This window comes from Synergistaceae bacterium (genome assembly GCA_017443945.1).
Lineage (GTDB): Bacteria > Synergistota > Synergistia > Synergistales > Aminobacteriaceae > JAFUXM01.
Window position 1 is genome coordinate 1 of sequence record JAFSXS010000032.1, and the last position, 19511, is coordinate 19511.

At 41.0% G+C, this 19511-nt stretch carries 13 protein-coding genes; 6 read left to right on the plus strand and 7 right to left on the minus strand.

Features of this window, described 5'->3' with window-relative positions:
* Window positions 1–4550 (minus strand): putative Ig domain-containing protein (locus IJT21_03550; GenBank protein ID MBQ7577327.1); only part of this gene is annotated, 4550 nt, incomplete at its 3' end.
* A gap of 341 nt (window positions 4551–4891) precedes the next feature.
* On the opposite strand from IJT21_03550, the gene IJT21_03555 reads away from it, so the two are divergent.
* The 5 genes from IJT21_03555 (at window position 4892) to gudD (ending at window position 10142) form a co-directional block, all read left to right on the plus strand.
* Entirely contained in the window at window positions 4892–5512 is a 621-nt protein-coding gene (locus IJT21_03555) for a flavodoxin family protein (GenBank protein ID MBQ7577328.1), read from the plus strand.
* 90 nt (window positions 5513–5602) lie between these two features.
* Complete coding sequence (locus tag IJT21_03560; GenBank protein MBQ7577329.1) at window positions 5603–6094, plus strand: tripartite tricarboxylate transporter TctB family protein; 492 nt, start codon at window positions 5603–5605, stop codon at window positions 6092–6094.
* 12 nt (window positions 6095–6106) lie between these two features.
* Window positions 6107–7615, plus strand: coding sequence for a tripartite tricarboxylate transporter permease (locus IJT21_03565; protein ID MBQ7577330.1), 1509 nt, complete (start codon window positions 6107–6109; stop codon window positions 7613–7615).
* 186 nt (window positions 7616–7801) lie between these two features.
* The gene (locus tag IJT21_03570) at window positions 7802–8743 is read left to right on the plus strand and encodes a tripartite tricarboxylate transporter substrate binding protein (protein ID MBQ7577331.1); all 942 of its coding nucleotides are present in this window, start codon (window positions 7802–7804) and stop codon (window positions 8741–8743) included.
* 58 nt (window positions 8744–8801) lie between these two features.
* The gene (gudD, locus tag IJT21_03575; GenBank protein MBQ7577332.1) at window positions 8802–10142 is read left to right on the plus strand and encodes a glucarate dehydratase; all 1341 of its coding nucleotides are present in this window, start codon (window positions 8802–8804) and stop codon (window positions 10140–10142) included.
* Between the two features lie 74 nt (window positions 10143–10216).
* On the opposite strand, the gene IJT21_03580 is transcribed toward gudD, so the two are convergent.
* From IJT21_03580 to IJT21_03605, 6 genes are all read right to left on the minus strand, one after another.
* Window positions 10217–12151 (minus strand): DUF3089 domain-containing protein, encoded by a 1935-nt coding sequence (locus tag IJT21_03580; GenBank protein ID MBQ7577333.1) that lies wholly within the window; start codon window positions 12149–12151, stop codon window positions 10217–10219.
* Between the two features lie 82 nt (window positions 12152–12233).
* A complete protein-coding gene (locus IJT21_03585) occupies window positions 12234–13403 on the minus strand; it encodes a linear amide C-N hydrolase (GenBank protein ID MBQ7577334.1) in 1170 nt (389 codons plus the stop codon).
* 68 nt (window positions 13404–13471) lie between these two features.
* Window positions 13472–16786 (minus strand): carboxylesterase family protein, encoded by a 3315-nt coding sequence (locus tag IJT21_03590; GenBank protein ID MBQ7577335.1) that lies wholly within the window; start codon window positions 16784–16786, stop codon window positions 13472–13474.
* A 35-nt stretch (window positions 16787–16821) separates the two neighbouring features.
* Window positions 16822–17358 carry a hypothetical protein gene (locus IJT21_03595; protein ID MBQ7577336.1) on the minus strand — a complete coding sequence of 179 codons (537 nt, stop codon included), beginning with the start codon at window positions 17356–17358 and terminating at the stop codon, window positions 16822–16824.
* Window positions 17309–17896: a hypothetical protein gene (locus IJT21_03600; GenBank protein ID MBQ7577337.1), complete on the minus strand. Its 588-nt coding sequence runs from the start codon at window positions 17894–17896 to the stop codon at window positions 17309–17311. Before IJT21_03600 ends, IJT21_03595 begins: the two co-directional genes overlap by 50 nt.
* A gap of 34 nt (window positions 17897–17930) precedes the next feature.
* Window positions 17931–18251 carry a hypothetical protein gene (locus IJT21_03605; GenBank protein ID MBQ7577338.1) on the minus strand — a complete coding sequence of 107 codons (321 nt, stop codon included), beginning with the start codon at window positions 18249–18251 and terminating at the stop codon, window positions 17931–17933.
* Window positions 18252–18421: 170 nt separating this feature from the next.
* Here IJT21_03605 and IJT21_03610 point away from each other — a divergent pair, with 170 nt between their 5' ends.
* On the plus strand, window positions 18422–19201 hold the full coding sequence (locus IJT21_03610; protein ID MBQ7577339.1) for a transporter substrate-binding domain-containing protein: 780 nt from the start codon (window positions 18422–18424) through the stop codon (window positions 19199–19201).
* The last annotated feature ends 310 nt before the right edge of the window (window positions 19202–19511 follow it).

The following is a 19511-nucleotide window of genomic DNA, read 5'->3' on the forward strand; positions in this document are numbered from 1 at the left end:
CCGGCCTTAGTAGGAGTGCCTGAAATTTTACCGCTATTTGCGAGAGTGAGTCCATCCGGTAAATTTCCGCCGGTTTGTGTCCACGTGATAGGTGTAGTGCCTGAGGCTGCAAGAGTAACGGAATAATTTGCACCTTTAGTACCTGATGTAAGAGTCGCATTTGTAGTGATTGCGGGCTTGATTACTGGTTCATTAATAGTAATAGTGAATGTTCTAGAGTCATTGCCTGCTGTATTGCTTGCTTTGACAGTAAATGAAAATGTGTCGGCCTTAGTGGGAGTGCCTGAAATTTTACCGCTATTTGCGAGAGTGAGTCCGTCCGGTAAATTACCGCCGGTTTTCTGCCACGTGATAGGTGTAGTGCCTGAGGCTGCAAGAGTAACGGAATAATTTGCACCTTTAGTACCTGCTGTAAGAGTCGCATTTGTAGTGATTGAAGGCTTGATTATTGGTTCATTAATAGTAATTGTGAATGTTCTCGAGTCATAGCCTGCGGTGTTGCTTGCCTTCACGGTAAATGAGAAATTGCCTGCTTTAGTGGGAGTACCTGAAATTATGCCAGTATTCGTGAGCGTGAGACCATTCGGTAAATTACCGCCTGTTTTTGTCCATGTAATAGGCTTTGTTCCTGACGCTGTAAGAGTAACGGAATAATTTGCACCTTTAGTCCCTGATTGTAGAGTTGAACTCGTAGTGATTGCGGGCTTTAGCTCATTGATTGTAATAGTGAACGTTCTAGAGTCGCTTCCTGCCGTATTGCTGGCTTTTACGGTGAATGAGAAATTGCCTGCTTTAGTGGGAGTACCTGAAATTACGCCGGTATTTGCGAGAATAAGACCGTCCGGTAAATTTCCGTCTGTTTTTGTCCAAGTAATAGGCGTTGTGCCTGATGCTGCAAGGGTAACAGAATAATTTACTCCTTTAGTGCCTGCTGTAAGAGTCGCATTTGTAGTGATTGTTGGAGCTTCATTAACAGTAATTGAGAAATTTCTAGAGTCCTCGCCCTCTGTGTTGCTTGCTTTGACAGTAAATGAGAAATTGCCTGTTTCTGTAGGAATACCTGATATTATACCTGAACTTGACAGCGATAAACCGTTGGGCAAAGTGCCGCCAGTTTTTTCCCATGTAATAGGCGTTGTTCCTGACGCAGATAAAATTACAGCATAATTTTTATATTTATTGCCTGGCGTAAGTGTTGTGTTTGTAGTGATTGTCAGTGCTTTTTGAGATTCTTTTACTGTCAGAGTAAATTGCTTTATGCCGCTTTGGTATCCATCAGTTGCATCGATATAAAAAGTGTATGTCCCTGCTTGATTAGGAATACCCTTCAGAATCATTGAAGTATAGTCATTGCTGTCTCTGCGGTAACTAAGCCACGATGGAACATTATAATCAGGATACAAAAGATATTCTTCCATAATGGGTAAATTGGTTTTAACTGTTTCATTATATTCAACACCAACAATAGCGTCTTTAAGGTTCGTTGTTAATATTTCTAAACTCTCATCGGGATTGCTAATGGTGATTATAAAATTTCCGGAGTCCTCACCGGCTGAGTTACTCGCTTTAACAGTAAATGAAAAAGTGCCTGCTTTTGTAGGAGTTCCTGAAATTACGCCGTTATTTGCAAGGGTTAGGCCATCAGGTAAGCTTCCGCTTATTTTTGTCCATGTGGATTCTGTTCCTGACGATTTAAGAGTTACAGAATATTTTTCGCCTTTAATGCCATTTTTGAGATATGTTGCTGTTGTTATTGATGGCATCTGAGTTACGTTTAATATCAATTCTTTCTCATCAGAGCCCGCAATATTACTAGCCTTAACAACAAATGGAAATTCGCCTGTCTGAGTGGGAGTTCCAGAAATTAATCCCGAATTATTAAGAGTTAACCCGCTTGGTAATTTTCCTTGAGTTATTTGGAATGAAGTGGGAGTACCGCCTGTTAATTCAATCTGTGCCGAATATTCTGCGCCGTAAACTGCATCAGGCAAGGATTTAGTTATTATTTCAGGTTTATCCGTCATGATGATATAAACAGTCATAGGCAATAATACATATTTGCCAACATCATAAGTATATCGGATAGTAGTTGTACTCGAAGAAAATTTTATGATGCCTGTAGAACTGTCGTATTGCAATGACGCTCCTGTATCGTTGTCTATAACGTTTGATACTTTGCTAATTCTGTCCTGCAAATACTCCTTAAGATTTATGTAATAGCCGTCGGAATCCTTATTAACTATCAGATCTGTAACTTTTTGATCGCCATAATCACAATCCCAACAATAAGTATTGCTTAAATCTAAAGCCATTAATTTATTCCATGAGCAATCAAACAAAACCTCTAAACGATTTTTTCCCACATCTAGAGTTGTTAATTGATTACCTCTGCAAATCAGATAAGCTAACTCATTGATTGTTTCTAGATTTAGTAATGTTAATTTATTACTGCCGCAATCTAGATAACTTAGAGCCGTATTCTTGCTAATGTCTAAAGTTGTTAATTCGTTACCGCCGCAATCTAGATAAGTCAGAGCCGTATTCCTGCTAACGTCCAAAGTTGTTAATTTGTTAGCGCGGCAATCTAGAACACTTAGAGCTGTATTACTGCTAACGTCTAAAGTTGTTAATTTGTTACCGCCGCAATCTAGATAAATCAGAGCCGTATTCTTGCTAACGTCTAAAGTTGTTAATTTGTTATCGCCGCAATCTAGATGAGTCAGAGCCGTATTATTGCTAGTATCTAAAGCCGTTAACTGGTTATGTTTACAATCCAGAGAAGTTAGAGCCGTGAAGAATTCAATACCTTTCAGAGAGGCTATATTCATGCCTTCATCCTGGTTCAAAAAGTTTTTCGTGTAGAGTTTCATTGAAGTAACATTATTAATTTCTTCGTAGCTTAATGCTCCGTTAGAGTCACTGTCAAAATTTGTCTTCACATAATCTTGGAAATTGAAATCCGGGAAATTTGTGTCATTGATAGCTATACCAACAGGAGCGGGCGGTGTCGGTTGTGATTCATCATAAGGAATAGTAAAGGCTTTTATACAAACATTGTATCCAGAATCTTCAACTGCATCGCGCCAAGTTGTTCCGTCTGAAGAATAATAAGACTCGTTTAAATTTACAACCGCATTAGAGCTAGAATAGTAGTTCTTTTCAATTGCAGTTCCTGTATCTGTCTTAACTACAACGGAGAAATAATGCCCCTTAGAAATTTTTATCTTATTCAGAGAAAAATCTTCCGTGTGATAACCTGAATATGCGTTATAGCCGTCTTTTTTGCTGGCGATTAACGTTCCATTAATAGGGGAATCGGGTTGTTCAGTACCGAGATCATACACGTAAATTTCGTAATTAGTATTATTCTTGATTGTGTAAAATCCGACATACTGCAAAATTTCATCTGATTCTGTCTTGAAGATATTTGCTGACCATTTCCCAGTTGTAGAACCTAAGTGTCCCAGATCGTCATAACCGTAGTGCTTGAGTCCTTCAGGTGTGTCATCCAATATTAATAAATTCACGTCAAAAATTTCCTGTTCATATGACATCCAAAAATATCCGTCATCGCCCCAGTCAGTTCCCCATGAATTACGAACGAGCCAGGCTCCGTCTTTAGTGGGTCTCATAGACACAGGGAATTTCATGCGAGAAAAATTATCATCCCAGCCTATAATATTAACTGCGTGATTTCCCAAAGCATCGTCGTTGGTAAAATAAGTTGTAATATATTCACCGTCTACTAGATGAGTAGCTGCGTTATCATAATTATGATTGTGATGATAACTAATATACAAAGCACCATGTTTAATAACTAGATCCTTGACTACATTCATCATTTTGTCGCCGCTTAAATATCCAATACTATATGTATCTTTAAGTCTAATCGGTAAAGTAGGGTATTCTTCTGGGAATTTATCGGGAGCTGTATATGTACGTTGTCTTGAAGGGTAAGGAAGTATATTTTCACGCACACATCCCAGCCTTGATATTAATGCGATTGCGTAATCAGCATGACCGCCTTGATCTAAAATATTTTTATTATCATCATACAGACCGAAAGATTTACCCGGCCGCGTGTCTCCATAAACAAAATATGCAACAAACATTTCTGACAAGTCAGGAACGCTATCACTATATAGAGTCTTAAAAGTAGATTCCATTGAACCGAGTGATGCAAAAGCCCAGCAAGTTCCCCATGGATTTTGATTTTTGACTGGAGTGACTCTATTGTGCTCTCTCAGATCATAGTATTCCGGCAAAACATTCATAGTAGAGAACATTTCGCCATTATCCCGAGGTCTAGGAGGATTCTTCCATAAGTCAGATCTATCAATTGGACTCGGTATTACGCCGCCTTTGAATGAATCGCTCTCGGATTTTGTTGTGAAACCTTCTTTGCTTTGCTCAAGACTTTCGAGCCATTCTACATACTCAGGGGAAGGCGGAAGAATCCTTATATCATTATCTTCAGCAGCAAATATAAAATTAGGGTACAGGACACAAAATAATAATATTGCAATAACTGCCAATTTCTTAGTTTTCATAAATAAATTCCTCCTTGAATAAATAAATTCTTTATGCCAACGAGCGCACATAAATTTATTAATTCACTTAAGGAGGCTTTGACTCACGAGAACGTCTCACAAAATTACGTAATTTGCGGGGGATGGGGGGGGGCATGAGTAATTACAAGCATTTACGCACTTCGATAATTTCATGATACGTCACCCTCCTTACTGAATAAAAATTTTAATTTCTGAAAATTTATGTGAATGAAATCATTATAACATATACAATTTTACGAGAAATAGCGTTATTAATACTCATTCAATCAGGTTATAATCAAATCAACAAAAATTTTTCACATGAGGGGAGCAAATTTTACATGAAAGTTTTATTAATTAACGGTTCACCCAACGAGAAAGGCTGCACATTTACGGCATTAAATGAGGTAGCTGCAACTCTCAATCAAGAAGGAATCGACACAGAAATTTATCACATCGGCAAAAAAGCGATTCAAGGCTGTATCGGCTGCTTCAAGTGCGCGACTCTTGGACATTGCGTATTCAATGACGGCGTAAGAGAATTAGCAGCAAGGGTTGACGAGTTCGACGGCTTTATTATCGGCTCACCAGTTTATTTTGCAGGTCCGACCGGGAGTCTATGCGCGTTCCTTGATAGATTCTTTTTCTCGGGCGGGGACAAATTTTTTAACAAGCCGTGTGCTTGCGTTGTCTCTTGCAGGAGGGGCGGAGCGTCGGCAGCTTTTGACAGACTCAATAAATATTTTACGATTAAGAATATGCCCGTTGTATCGTCTCAATACTGGAATCAAGTTCACGGCAACACACCCGATGAAGTCAGACAGGATCTCGAAGGCTTGCAGACAATGCGCACACTTGGCCGAAATATGGCGTGGCTATTGAAGTGTATCGAGGCAGGAAGGAAGGCAAATATTAACCCTTCACCGCTTGAAGAGTGGCAATGTACGAATTTTATACGATAAAAAATTTTTCCGTCTCTGATAAAATGTTCAACAATTCATTATTTTACAATTTAATAATTTTGTTGCTACACGGAAGGAGATGCAGTAATTTTGTTCTTTAAGAAATACGGGGACATTATAGTAGGGATATTTTATACTGTTCTCGGCGGAGTTACTATCTGGCTGTCCAGTCAGCTCCCAAAATCGCGCGTTATGAAGATCGGCCCTGACTTTATGCCGACTCTAATCGGGATAATTATGCTCGTTCTTGCGTTATTATTATTGTTCAGTGCAGTAAAAAATTTCAAGCACAACGCAGCAAAGGCCGAGTCAGCTCCGGCAGATACTTCGGATTATAAACGCGTTCTAAGCTCACTCGTATTGATAACAATTTACGTGAACATTCTTGCGCCTGTAGGATTTATTTTATCGACGCTGGGATATTTGTTCCTGCAAATTTTAGTACTTGCACCCAATGACAGACGAAGCGCAAAGGACGTTATTATTTATGCAGTGATTGATATTATATTCGTCTTCGCTGTATTTTTCCTGTTCAGGTACGGATTTAAAATTGTCCTGCCTGCTGGTTTATTCACGTTATAGGAGGCGAATATTATGGGAGCTTTATCACAATTAGGGGCGGCTGCTCTCAAGGTCTGCGAACCAACTTCGTTATTATTAATGATTGCCGGAGTTGCTATCGGAATAGTTTTCGGCTCGATTCCCGGTTTAAGTGCGTCAATGGCCGTTGCTTTAATGCTGCCGTTAACGTTCTCAATGAGTTCATCACTCGGAATGAATGTTTTAGTAGCAGTCTATATCGGCGGAATTTCGGGCGGTCTAATTTCTGCGATATTATTAAACATGCCCGGTACAGCAAGTTCAATAGCTACAACTTTTGACGGCTACCCAATGGCACAAAAGGGTGAGGCAATGCGCGCATTAGGTGTCGGAATAGTTTTCTCGTTCTTAGGGTCAATTTTTTCATTTGTAATATTGACTTTCTTTGCACCTTGGCTCGCAGATGTAGCGTTAAAATTTGCTTTTCCTGATAATTTCGGGATATGCTTTTTTGCTTTAACGATGGTTGCTGTATTATCTTCCGGAAATATGATTAAAGGCTTGCTTGCTGGAATGCTGGGACTTGTATTTGCTCTTGTAGGACTTGCACCCATTGACGGGACAGCGAGATTTACATTTGGGATTCCTGAAATGCGCGGAGGCTTTAACACTCTTACGACTCTAATAGGAATTTTTGCGGTTGCAGATATTCTTGTGAGTGCAGAGACAATCGGCAAAGGATTAAAGACTATTCCCGTTAAAAAAGTTCGCGGCTTCGGATTCAGTATCGCAGAATTAATTAAATGGACTCCCGCAGCAATAAGAGCAGCTCTAATCGGAACAGGAATCGGAATTTTACCCGGTATAGGCGGTTCAACATCTGGAATGCTGGCATACGTTACAGCTAAGAATATGAGCAAACACCCGGAGACTTTCGGACAGGGCGATCCTGAAGGAATTGTCGCAACAGAATGCGCTAATAATGCTACGATAGGCGGTGCATTAATTCCGTTGTTAGTGCTTGGTATTCCCGGCGACGGAGTAACAGCAATGATGCTCGGCGGGTTCTTGATTCACGGATTAAGTGCAGGGCCGTTATTGTTCGTGAAGAATCCTGATGTTGTTTACGGAATTTTTGCGGCGTGCATGATTTGCGCTTTGATTATGCTTATAATTGAGTGGACTTGCATTAAAGCGTTTGTTCAGGTTCTCAAGGTTCCGAAACATATATTATTACCGTTGATTCTAGTTTTATGCGCTGTCGGTGCATATGCTACGAATAATAGAATATTTGACGTGCAATCGATTCTAGTTTTCGGCGTGATTGGATATTTGTATCATAAATTCAAGCTGCCGACTACACCTTTTGTGCTTTGTTTCTTAATTGGACGAATGACAGAAGAATATTTGCGCAGAGGTTTGCAGAGATTTAAGACATTCGGTGCGTTTTTCTCAAGGCCGATATTCTGTGTATTTTTCTTTATTGCAATAGCTGTAATCCTTTGGACGTTGTATAAGGAAATCAAGGCAGCGCGCGCAGAAAAAATGAATCTCAGTAAATAAGCAGTTTATGGTCATAATTGGAGCAAAAAAATTTGTGATTCATCAACTGGGGGAGCCCCAGAAAGCCCCTCCCCCAGACCCCCTCCCGCCCATTAATCGCCATATGCAGCGCGAACGAGCGGAGAAAAAGTAAATTACCCGTGAAATTTTGCGGGAAAAAATATATTAAAGGAGTTGTCATTATTAATGAAGAAAGTTTTATTAGCATTAGCAGCAGTTCTCGTAGTAGCGTCATGTGCGTTTGCTGAATGGAAACCCACGACGACAGTATCAATTATCGTTCCGGCCGGTGCAGGCGGTAACACAGATTTAAGCGCGAGAGTCTTTGCACAGTACGCAAAAGAGTTATCCGGATGTGATTTCATCGTCGTAAACGCAAACGGCGCAGCAGGTTCAATCGCAGCAGATCAGGTCAGGGCAGCAGCTCCCGACGGACACACATTTTTATATGGTCATAATCTCGTCAACGTCGCAAATGTTGCCGGAATAACTGATTACAACTATACAGCATTCAAGCTCGGTCCAACGTTCGCGAAAGATCCCGCACAGCAATTCTACGTGAATCCCAAGAAATATAAGAATCTCGAAGAATTTCTCGCAGCAGCAAAGGCGCACCCCGGTGAATTAGTTGCATGCACAGAAGTAGGCGCGTATACATATTATGAGATTCTCAAGTTCCAGCAATTAGCAGGAATTGAGCTTGATTTAGTTGATTACGGCTCGAACTCTGACAAAATAGTCGGTATGCTTTCCGGCCAAGTCGATATGATGCCCGGTGCTTATATTAACTGTAAAGATTATCTTGAGTCCGGCCAGTTTATAGCGTTGGGCGTACCCAGTGAAAAGCGTTATGACTTAATTAAAGATATTCCGACATTCAAGGAACAGGGCATTGACTTAGTATATCCTGACTGCGATTTCTCGTTCTATTTCCCGAAAGAGACCCCGCAGGAAGTTATTACATGGTATGAAAATATCGTTCAGGAAATGCACAAGAGACCGGAATGCGTCGAGGCGATTCGCAAAGTTGAAATGATGCCGTATTATTTGTCAGGCGCAGACAGTGAGAAGCACGACGCTGAATATTTCCAGATTTTCAAGTCAATAGCTGACGAATTAGCGAAATAATTATTTCATCAAGGCCCCGTGTAAAAGCGGGGTTAATTTTTTATCAGGAGGCGAAATTATGTCAACACCCATAGTAACAAGCATGAAGGTTATTCCCGTTGCAGGCTATGACTCAATGTTAATGACTCTTTCGGGAGCACACGCGCCATTTTTCACGCGAAATATAGTAATTCTTGAGGACTCAGCAGGTCATCAGGGAATCGGCGAAATTCACGGAGGCGACTACACATGCGAGGCTTTGAGGGCTTGCACTGAACTTGTAGTAGGTCAGCAGGTCGGGAAATATCGCGGGATTCTTGACTCGATTCATAAACACACCAAACGCGCAAAAGAGGACGACGGCGAAGGGATTCAGACTCTCGACATCTCGAAATTAAAATTTGTTGTAAAAGCTGAATGGGCTATAGAGTGCGCATTACTTGATTTACTAGGTCAAGCGTTAGACTTGCAAATGTGCGACTTACTTGGCGACGGCAAACAACGTGATAAAGTCGAAACTCTCGGCTATTTATTTTACGTGAGCGATAAGGACAAGGCACGAGAATTAAATTATCTCGATGAGTCCTCAAGCTCTGACTCATGGTACAGAATGAGACGTAAAGAAATGCTCACACCTGAAAGCATAGTCGAGCAAGCCCAGTGTTTAAACGCTAAGTACGGATTCAAAAATTTCAAGCTCAAAGGCGGAGTCTTGGCCGGTCATGAAGAAATGCAGGCAGTAATCGCGCTGAAAAAAGCATTTCCCAACGGAAGAATCAATATTGACCCTAACGGAGCTTGGAGTCTTGCTGAAGCTATAGAACTTTGCAGACCGCTTGAAAGTGTTTTAACCTACATAGAAGACCCTTGCGGCCCTGAGTCAGGTTATTCGAGTCGTGAAATCATGGCAGAGTTTAAGAACGCCGTTAAATTGCCGGTTGCTACAAATATGATTGCTACTGACTGGAGACAATTTTATCATTCAGCAGCGTTGAAGGCTGTAGATATTGTTCTTGCAGATCCTCATTTCTGGGGGTTCGGAGGCTCAATCAGAATCGCGCAATTATTAAATGATTGGGGACTCACGTGGGGCAGCCACTCAAATAATCACTTCGATATTACGCTCGCAGCCTTTGCACAGGTCGGAGCAGCAGCACCGGGGAAACCTACAGCTTTAGATACGCACTGGATTTGGCAGGACGGACAAAATTTGTTATACGACGCGCCGGAAATTAAAGACGGTTATCTCGCAGTACCAGACAAGCCCGGACTCGGTGTTACACTAAATATGAAGCGGCTCGAGGAGGCCAACGCGCTTTATAATAAATTACCCTCACACGATAGAAATGACGCAACAGCAATGCAATATTTGATTCCTAACTGGAAATTTGACAGCAAGAAACCTTGTCTCGTGCGTTAAATATTGAGACTTGGCAGCAGAAAAAATCCCTCTCCTAAAATTTTTAGAAGGGGGATTTCTTTATTTGTAAATTGCTATTTGCTTGCCTTGTAAGCTGCGATACGTTTTGCGACGTTGGCTTTAATGTTGTTGTAGTAAAAAGTGTAATCGTTGTCGTGTCTGGCACCCGGTCCGAAGTACTCGGCTGTGATTCTTGCGGCTTCTTCGGGCATTGGGTCGGGCTTGGCGTTTGTTACGACTGTTCCGCGTGAAAGGATAATTTGCGCGTCTGCTCCTATATCGCCGATCTTCCCATTTTCCAAGAGTGAGCCTAGATTTTCGCTTGCAGGCGCGTAAGTCTCGTCAAGTTTCCAGTTAAGCGGGTTAATGCTGATTGCGCCCGGAAGTAATACGGCGGTTTTGGTGTTTTCCTCGACATTTTCTTTGCCTTCAGTGTTCCAGCTGATTATTACGCCTGTGTCGGTCTCACCTTCTGCAAATTTCAAATGAGGAAAATTTTTAAGGTCGTCTTTAGTGATTGAGTAACCTATTGCATAAGCTGCTATCATTCGCTTGTAATAGTCGGGGTGCTGCTTAAAATATTTTTTCAGGACGAGTCTAACTATAGCGGATCCCTGGCTGTGTCCTGCAATAATGAACGGGCGGCCGTTGTTGTAATTCTTGAAGTAGTAATCAAGTGCTGCTGTTATGTCATTATAGGGCTTACTTGAAATTGCTTTATCAACGTCTCCGGTTTCAAGCCAAGATTTTTTCATGACTCTCATTCCTGCTTGACGGTAATACGGCATAAATACATTTGTAGCGTCCTCGAACACTGTTGCATGAGATAAATATTCTTCTGCAAAACCTGCTAACATTTCTGCGTTGTCGATTGACGCGTATTCGGGTGAATCTTCTTTCAAGCTGCCGAAAATGTACGCCGTTGAATTAATGTAGAATGTATCGACATCCTTTGTAATTTCCGGGATCTTGTGCCAGCTCGTTTTTTGTGAATAATCCGGAGTCCTCCCTGACATATAAGCTGCGATACGTTTTGCTGCGTTTGCTTTGATGTTGTTGTAATAAAGTATGTAATCATCAGCGTGTCTGCCGTCTGGACCGAAATATTCAGCAGAGATTCTTGTTTCATCTTCCGGGAGAGGTGATGCCGGGCCGTTTGTTACGACTGTTCCGCGTGAAAGAATAATTTGCGCGTCTGCTCCTACATCGCCTATTCCGATTTTGCCGGTTTTCTCGTTCATAAAGAGTGAGCCGAGATTTTCGCTTGCTGGTGCGTAAGTCTCGTCAAGTTTCCAGTTAAGCGGGTTAATGCTGATTGCGCCGGGAAGTAATACAGCGGTCTTGATGTTATTCTCGACATTTTCTTTGCCTTCAGTGTTCCAGCTAATTATTACGCCTGTATCTGTCTCGCCTGCTGCAAATTTCAAATGAGGATATGCTTTGAGGTCGTCTTTAGTGATTGAGTAACCTATTACATAAGCGGCTATCATGCGTTTATAGTAGTCGGGGTGTTCCATAAAATATTTTTTCAGAAGGAGTCTAATTATAGCGGATCCCTGGCTGTGTCCTGCAATAATGAACGGTCTGCCGTTGTTGTAATTCTTGAAGTAGTAATCAAGTGCTGCTGTTATGTCATTATAGGGCATAGCTGAAATTGCTTTATCAACGTCTCCGGTCTCAAGCCAAGATTTTCTCATTACACGCATTCCTGCCTGGCGGTAATACGGCACAAAAACGTTGCTTGAGTCCTCGTATGCGCTTGCCTGAAGCATATATTGATTATCAACGCCCTTTAACATTTCTGCATTATCGAGTGCTGCATATTCGGGGTCATTCTCTCCTAAGCCCATGTACTCCGTTGCGTAAACATAGAATGTGTCTACATCCTTTGTGATATTGGGAATCTTGTACCAGCTCGCATTTTGTGAATAGTCCGGTGTATCGGCGCAGGCTGTAAAACTCATTGCCATAACAACGATAACTGCCAGTGCAAAAATTTTCTTCTTCATTCTTGTATCGTCCTTTCTGTGAATGTCTCACGGCAAAAATAATACCCCCTCAGGCGTTGAGGAGGTACGGAATAAATTTCAATTAGTCCAGCTTGAAATCGTAGTGCTTAGAGTAATCCTCTTGAATGTTCAAGCGTAGTGTCTTATTCGCAAAATCGTAAACTGATGTGTGCCATGTCTGCCAGAAATTATTTGGCTGAATATTTCTATCATGCAATTTGTATGTATCAAAGCCGTACTGCATAGCTGCTTTGAAGTCCATCGGAGTGTTTGCGATTGTCAAATTTCCTTCTGTATATTCTGTATACCAGAACGGTTTTGTATCAGCTTCATAGGCCTGAGTATATTTAACGCGCTCCATTAAGCGGGACATACCTTCAGCAGATTTTGCGCCCTCTGCGTAATGTTCCTTCAAAATGGCGTAACGTTCAACCCCGCAGGCATGAGGCGTAAGAATCGGGAAGTTCTCATAAACTTTTCCTGCAACTGTCTGACCCTTCTGTGCTATATGTTTTGCGTAGGGAGTATTAGGCGCGTAGTTGACATAGAAATTTGTCATGATGTTATCTGTATCGTTTCTTGCAACAAGTTCACCGTCAATGCATTCGATTATGTAAGTTTCTTTCTCGTCAGAAAGCATCCAGTGAAGTCCCCATGTGCCGTAACCGCCGTAAATGTCCATATTCTTTAAGAGTTCTACACCATGAGCGGCGGATTTTGCGTGATCAAGAACGTAACGGACGACTGCAACAGCATGAATGCGCGGTTTGCCGTAATTAGTTGACATCAAAGTAGCGAAATCTAAATCAATTGCAGGAGCGACATTACAATTTATCGCTACACCGTTTTCATTAATGCCGTCAAAGGTTAAATTTGGCATTGCGAGAAATTCAGCTTCAGAAACTTTGTCAACTCCATTAGATTTTAACGTGAGAATTGCGGCCATTCCTATGCTTGCGTAACGACCTTCTTTTGCGGCAACTTTGATTACAAATTCAGGGACATCGGAGTAATCAAGATCTAAATTACGGCCGTAGAAATTTCCATTACGAACAGCAGAGCAAGCAAAACCGGTTTTGACCTGTTCGCCCGTCGTTAAGTCAACTTCATAGTCGGTGTATTCCATGTAGTAAAGGTAATCAGCTAATTTTTTAGGAGCTGTGAAGGGTGCTGCATATGCCGTAACTGCAAGCACGAGAACGAGAAGTAATGCTCCAATAACGCGAGATTGATATTTTGATTTGTGTTGCATAATGTTAATTGTAGTTCCTTTCATACAATAAATTTCGATTCAATTCTATAGTTACATACTCTAAACTGTCAAATGCAATAATACTTAGTCAAGAAATAGCATCTGTCCCAATCAAGAATCTTTAAATCTGACTCTTTTTCCGGGTGAATGTTGAACTCATCGAAGACCATAATTGTTTTGTTCTCCAAATCATAAAGCGGCCACTCATGAGCTTTACCGTCGGGAGAAATTTCTGCGCTTAGTGAAGGATTGCCGGTCTTCGCGAATTGAACCCACATTTTACGCATAGTCTTTGAAAATGTCTCGTCAAATCTTCTCCCAGTTACAAGAGTCTCTTCAGGGTGATTGAACACTGTCGAAAGCTCTACAGCATGTCCGCTTCTCATTAAGGGTATTGAAGACTCAACCCTGAAATAATAAGTGTAAGACTTTCCGCCGGCCTTTGTTTGATTCTCCGACATTCTGAACAGGGGCGCAATAAATACGATTTGATCAAATAATTTGCTTGTGATGGAGTATTTCGGGGTTATGTTATTTGCGTCATTGCAGAAACTCTCAACAAGTGCTTTCTCTTTATCCGTCAATTGAGCCATTTTCTTGGCCAGACGTGCAGCAGCAAACGCATTGTAATTATCACCTAAGCTGACCACGAAATAACCCATTTCATTTTTTGTGCAGCCCTGAAGAAAATCTATATCTTTTGCAGCACCATTAGCATACGCCGCATAAGGGTCAAGAGGCAAATATTTCCCGTCCCTTTCTGCCCACACGCGCAATGTGAGTATGTCGCCTTCATCAACAAATTTTTGTATATCAACTTTTTGCAGGTCAGCAACAGTTTTGCAGCCTAATTTTTTCATTAATTCATTTGTGCATGCAATAGCTTCTTCTGTAGAACGCGTGAAAACTGGTGAGCCGCTTTGTGCAATTACGCGCTTAAAATATTGGTGTGAACCTTTTATTAACGGAAGCAGAGACACACTGCCGCCGCCTGCTGATTGTCCGAAAATTGTTACGTTGTTAGGGTCGCCGCCGAAAGATGCAATATTTTCGTGTACCCATTTTAACGCCATTATCTGATCCATAAGTCCGAGATTCTGTGCGTCGGGGTAATCTTTGCCGTCTGGGAGGTGTGATAAATGGAAGAAGCCGAAAACGCCGAGCCTATACTCTATTGAAACAAGTATTACATCGGGATTTTCTTTTACGAAATTAGTACCTTCTTCGCGGGGTTCTACTGTTCCGCCTACTTCAAAAGCTCCGCCGTGAATCCATACCATAACAGGTTTATTTTTTCTGCCGTCGTCAGCTTTCCACACGTTAAGATATAGACAGTCTTCACCCTGAACATAAAGAGAAGCAACTTGCCACCTATCATCAACTTGACAAGGACTCTTCGCGTTGTAATATGCCTCGTAAACGCCGTCATCAGGGACAACATCAACGGGAGCTTTCCAGCGCAAATTTTCTACAGGCTGCTGACCTACAAAAGGAATGCCCTTAAACGCTATGACACCATCAATTTTTTTGCCTACAAATGTCCCGTTAATGCACTTGACTGCAAGCGATTTATCATAATTGCCGTCTGTGATTCTCTTGTTTTCGCCGTATTGAGCTCTAAGTTCTGCTTTTAGCTCGCTCATTGTTTTATCAGTGCTGGGAGCCTCAAAAACTTTTTTCCCCTCGAAGTATGTTGCTGCGGGCTTGACAGTGTGAATCTCCATAACCGGACAAGTAAGAACGTCCTTATTTAATAGAAGGAAATCTGCATATTTGCCGGGTTTAATGCTGCCTCGTTCATTCTCGATAAACATTTGCTTTGCACAATTTATAGTCATTGCGATTAAAGCCTGTTCGCGCGTTACAAGTTCTTCCGGCCACCAAGGAGCCCCGTTTTCAGAATGAAGTACGCCCGTAACTGCAATTTCCATGATTCCGAACGGATCATCAGGACTGCCGCTCAATGCCGGATAATCTGAATGAATCGACACAGGGATATTATTATCAAAGAATGATTTAAACGGGTAAGATTTGTCCTCCATGCCTGCAGGAACCGCGCCCATTTTCCGCATTTCTTCAGCCATTCCAGTAAAACCGTGATGCCAAGTTACGCCCGAAGTAACATAAATATTATGATCTACAATACGTTTGTAATCATCAGAATTTACATTACGCACGTGAACAATAGTATTGCGCAGTTCATCTTTCCCGCCGTTGATGAAGGCATTTATAACGCAATTCACAGCTTTGTTGCCTAATGCGTGTATGTGCATGGTCAAACCGTTTACATTAGCTTTACGAGTCAAATTTGTTATTTCTTCTTCTGTCCAGTTTGCTATACCTTGATGGCCGTCGGGATAAAGCGGATCGACAAATCCTGTGCCGGTTTCAACAGTGCCGTCCATTAAAAGTTTAATCCATCTCGGCATTACACGTGTTGAAGCGAATTTTTTTGCGTCGACTGCTCCTGCTAAAGCCTCATCAACATTCATCCAACTTTCAATTTCATATGGCAGACCAACTACAAAATGTAATTTTCCGGCCTTGTCTAACTGCTGGAGAGCCTTATAATAATTTGTGTTGACGAAATAATTTCCCCAGCCCTCATGGTACATTGTATAACCCTCTGATAACATGTGATGTTCGATTTCAGCCAAATTAGCTGTTGCCATATCAAGTGTATAAATATTATCTAAGAATGAACGTACATAAGTCTGCGCCTGTTCCGAGAGAAAGCCTGTAGGTGTGCCGTCTGAACCTATTTGAATTTCTCCGCCGCGTATTTCTGTCTTGCCTGCAGTGCCGTCAGCTTTCATGATTCCTGCTTGGACAAGCATAAGAGTGTTCGTGATTGCTTTGTGGCATTCATCGTCCAAAAAGTAAATGGGGAGATCGCTGCAAATTGCGTCTAATTCCTGTCGGGTGGGTATGTGAGAAAAACTATTGAGACTCCAGCCTTGACCGAATACAGCTTTTGCTCCCGTTTCTCTTGCCTTCTTGACAGCAGCGGGAAGAATTTCAGTCATAAATTTGTTCGTGTCATCATTGTATCCTACCATTGTGCCGATTGTCGAGAGAGCATAACCTAACATATAATGTGCGTGGCCGTTACCGCAGCCGGACATAACAAGCCCCTTGCCGGTGTAGTCAATAATTTCTGTCTTGCCTTTCTCGATAAATGACTCTGCACCCTTCTTATCGCCTACATAAATATATTTTCCGTCCTTCACTGCAAACGCTTCTACAATTTGATTATTTTCTGAAGTGAAAATTTTTCCGTAGACAACAAGATCTGCGGGTGTTCCTGCCGAACTGCAAGCAACTAAACTTACAGCCATAATTACAGCTAATACGAGACTAAATACTTTTTTCGAGAGCTTCATAAATTATATCCTCCTAAATATTAGTATATTCTTCTTTATAGCACAAAACCGCTCAATATTGCAAAAACTGAATACACCGCACAAAGCCACGGGAACCAATTACCAGTCGCACCGTATATAGTTTGTCTGCCCTTCTTGGGGATATCAAGATAAATCATTCCTGTATGAACGTTCATTACATTAGACATGTGAAGAGGCCGGCCGTAGACATCATAAAGTATAATATTTCCGTTGACAGGGTTTCTAAGGACTGAGAATCCGCATTCAATAGCGCGTGCTTGTATGGCATAAGACGTAAAATATTGGAACGCTTCCCAGTCATAAGAGGGATTTATGAAAATGTCAGCTTCACGGCCGTTATATGCATATTTATTCGAAGTATAATCAGCGCAAATAAGATATGTATATTTCACTCCGTCAACTTCAATAACGGGAGTCTTGCCGTCGCCTCTTTCCGTGAAGGGTTCTTCTACCACCGGGACAAGATGATTCTTCAAGTAAGTGTTAAGAAGTTCGCCGTTACTATTTATAAAGTTTAAAGTGTTCTTCTTTTTCTGGGATTCTATAACAATTGGGAAGTATTATATTAATTTTGTTCTCGCGCGCTATAGTTTTTACCTGAGCTATAAATTTTTCAGTTGAAGACTCCGAGCACGTAAACGCCTCTTCAGGGAAGACCAGCAAAATTGATTCATTCTGTACCGCACGTTTTGCACGCTCAGTGATTATATCAATATTGGCCTGAAACATTTTTTCTTCATCTGAGCCGGTATATTTAGCAAGAATTGATTTATCTTCAAGCAAGAGATTAAAATTTTCTACACCTGCAGCGACTCTTACTGTTTTATCGGCTGTAGTTATTTTCTCTACGGTGAACATGCCCGCGCTGACAATGCCGTATCCGATAACATTTATAAGAGCGTCTTTGCGTGCGCCTTCCTCCCAAATATAATTTACGATTGAAGCAAATAACGTAACTATGAATGACACGCCGACTACTCCTGTAACGCTTGCAACCTGCATTAGTCCTATATTCCAGAATTGCGACACAAACAGAGAAGTCATAACAGAAATAAACGGGTTATCGATGAAAAATTCTGCTGCTGCCACTGCTGCCGGAAACGCGTAATAAGCAATAATTCTCTTAGCTCGCAAATATCTGCAAAGGAAATACACAAAAAAACGGGAACCAAATTCTTATTCCGTTAAATGTGCAAAATATTTGATTCTGAATGTTGAAATCATCTTCAACGAGCCTAAAAAATGTGATGTTAGCCGCAATTACCATACCGACAAGCATTAAAATAATTGATGACCATTTTGTACGATTGTTAATAAACCTGATAAGCGGTATAGCAAATATCCAAGCACATATGCCGGTATTAAATATGCCGTAAGAAAGTATTGTCAGTATCAGCCCTAAAATTAGCCAGAAATATGGGTGATTCTTCTCAAATTCTTTCATAGCTGCCTCCAAAATTTTCTGAAATTAACATTATTGCAACACTATGCAAATTTTTAGCCTCAGTTAATAATCTCATAAATCACGCTCCAACACTCTCAATTTTTTATTTTAGTGATTATGTTATCATTAAGTAAAAATTGTATTAATTTCTTGAAGGAGTTTTTTATTTTATGGCAAATACGAAATTTCGTGTAATTTTTTCAATATTTCTTACGCTTTATTTTTGCTCGTTCTCTGAGGCTATTACTATTAACGCAATTAAGGAACGCGGCATTATTCGTGTTGGGACTGCCGGTGATTATTGCCCGATGTCCTTCTTAAATCCTGAAACCGGAAATTATGAGGGCTTCGATGTTGATTTAGCTCAAGATTTAGCAGCTTCTCTCGGAGTTAATGTCGAGTTCGTCCCTACCTCGTGGCCCACTTTAATGGCTGATACTTTAGCAGAAAAATTTGATCTCGCTATCTGCGGCATAACTATTACTGAGTCAAGGCTTGAGAAGGCTTTAATGTCTAACGGCTATCTTGACAACGGCAAAACAATTTTGATTCGAGCTGAAGATGTCGAGAAATATAAAACTCTTGCTGACATTAACCGTCCTGGAGTTGTTGTTATGGAAAATCCCGGCGGTACTAACGAAAAATTTGCACGCGCTAATCTCCCTAAAGCAAAAATTATAATTCACAATGTCAATGAAGAAATTCCCGCCCTCATTGCTGAAGGAAAAGCTGACGTTATGATAACAGAAATGGCAGAAGCAGGTTATTACACAAAGCGCGATAAAAGGCTTGCTGCTCCTCTAATCACAAAACCGTTTTCATCGGGTAAAATTGGAGTCCTCATGAGTAAAAATTCGCCGGAACTTCGTGATTTCGTAAATTCTTTTCTGGAAATGAACACCGGCCGGCTTGATGAACTGAGACAAAAATATATCGGTACAAAATATTAATAAACTCGTTTGGGGCGGTAAGCGCTGACTCAATGTTTGATAATGTGCTGATTATAGCCCTATATGACATTAATGAAGTATAGTGAAATTTTTCACCCAATATTTTGCGAAAGAATAGACTAATCAATCATTTATTAATTCTTCACTGTTAAATTCATAACTGAGAATAAGATATAATAATTCATGGCATTTTTTGTGTGCTGAAAATTTATTTATGGAGGTTTTATTATATGCACAGAACAAAATTTTTATTTGTGTTAGTAATTCTGACTCTCTTGTTTGCGGGGGGGGGGGGGGGGGGGGGTAAAAA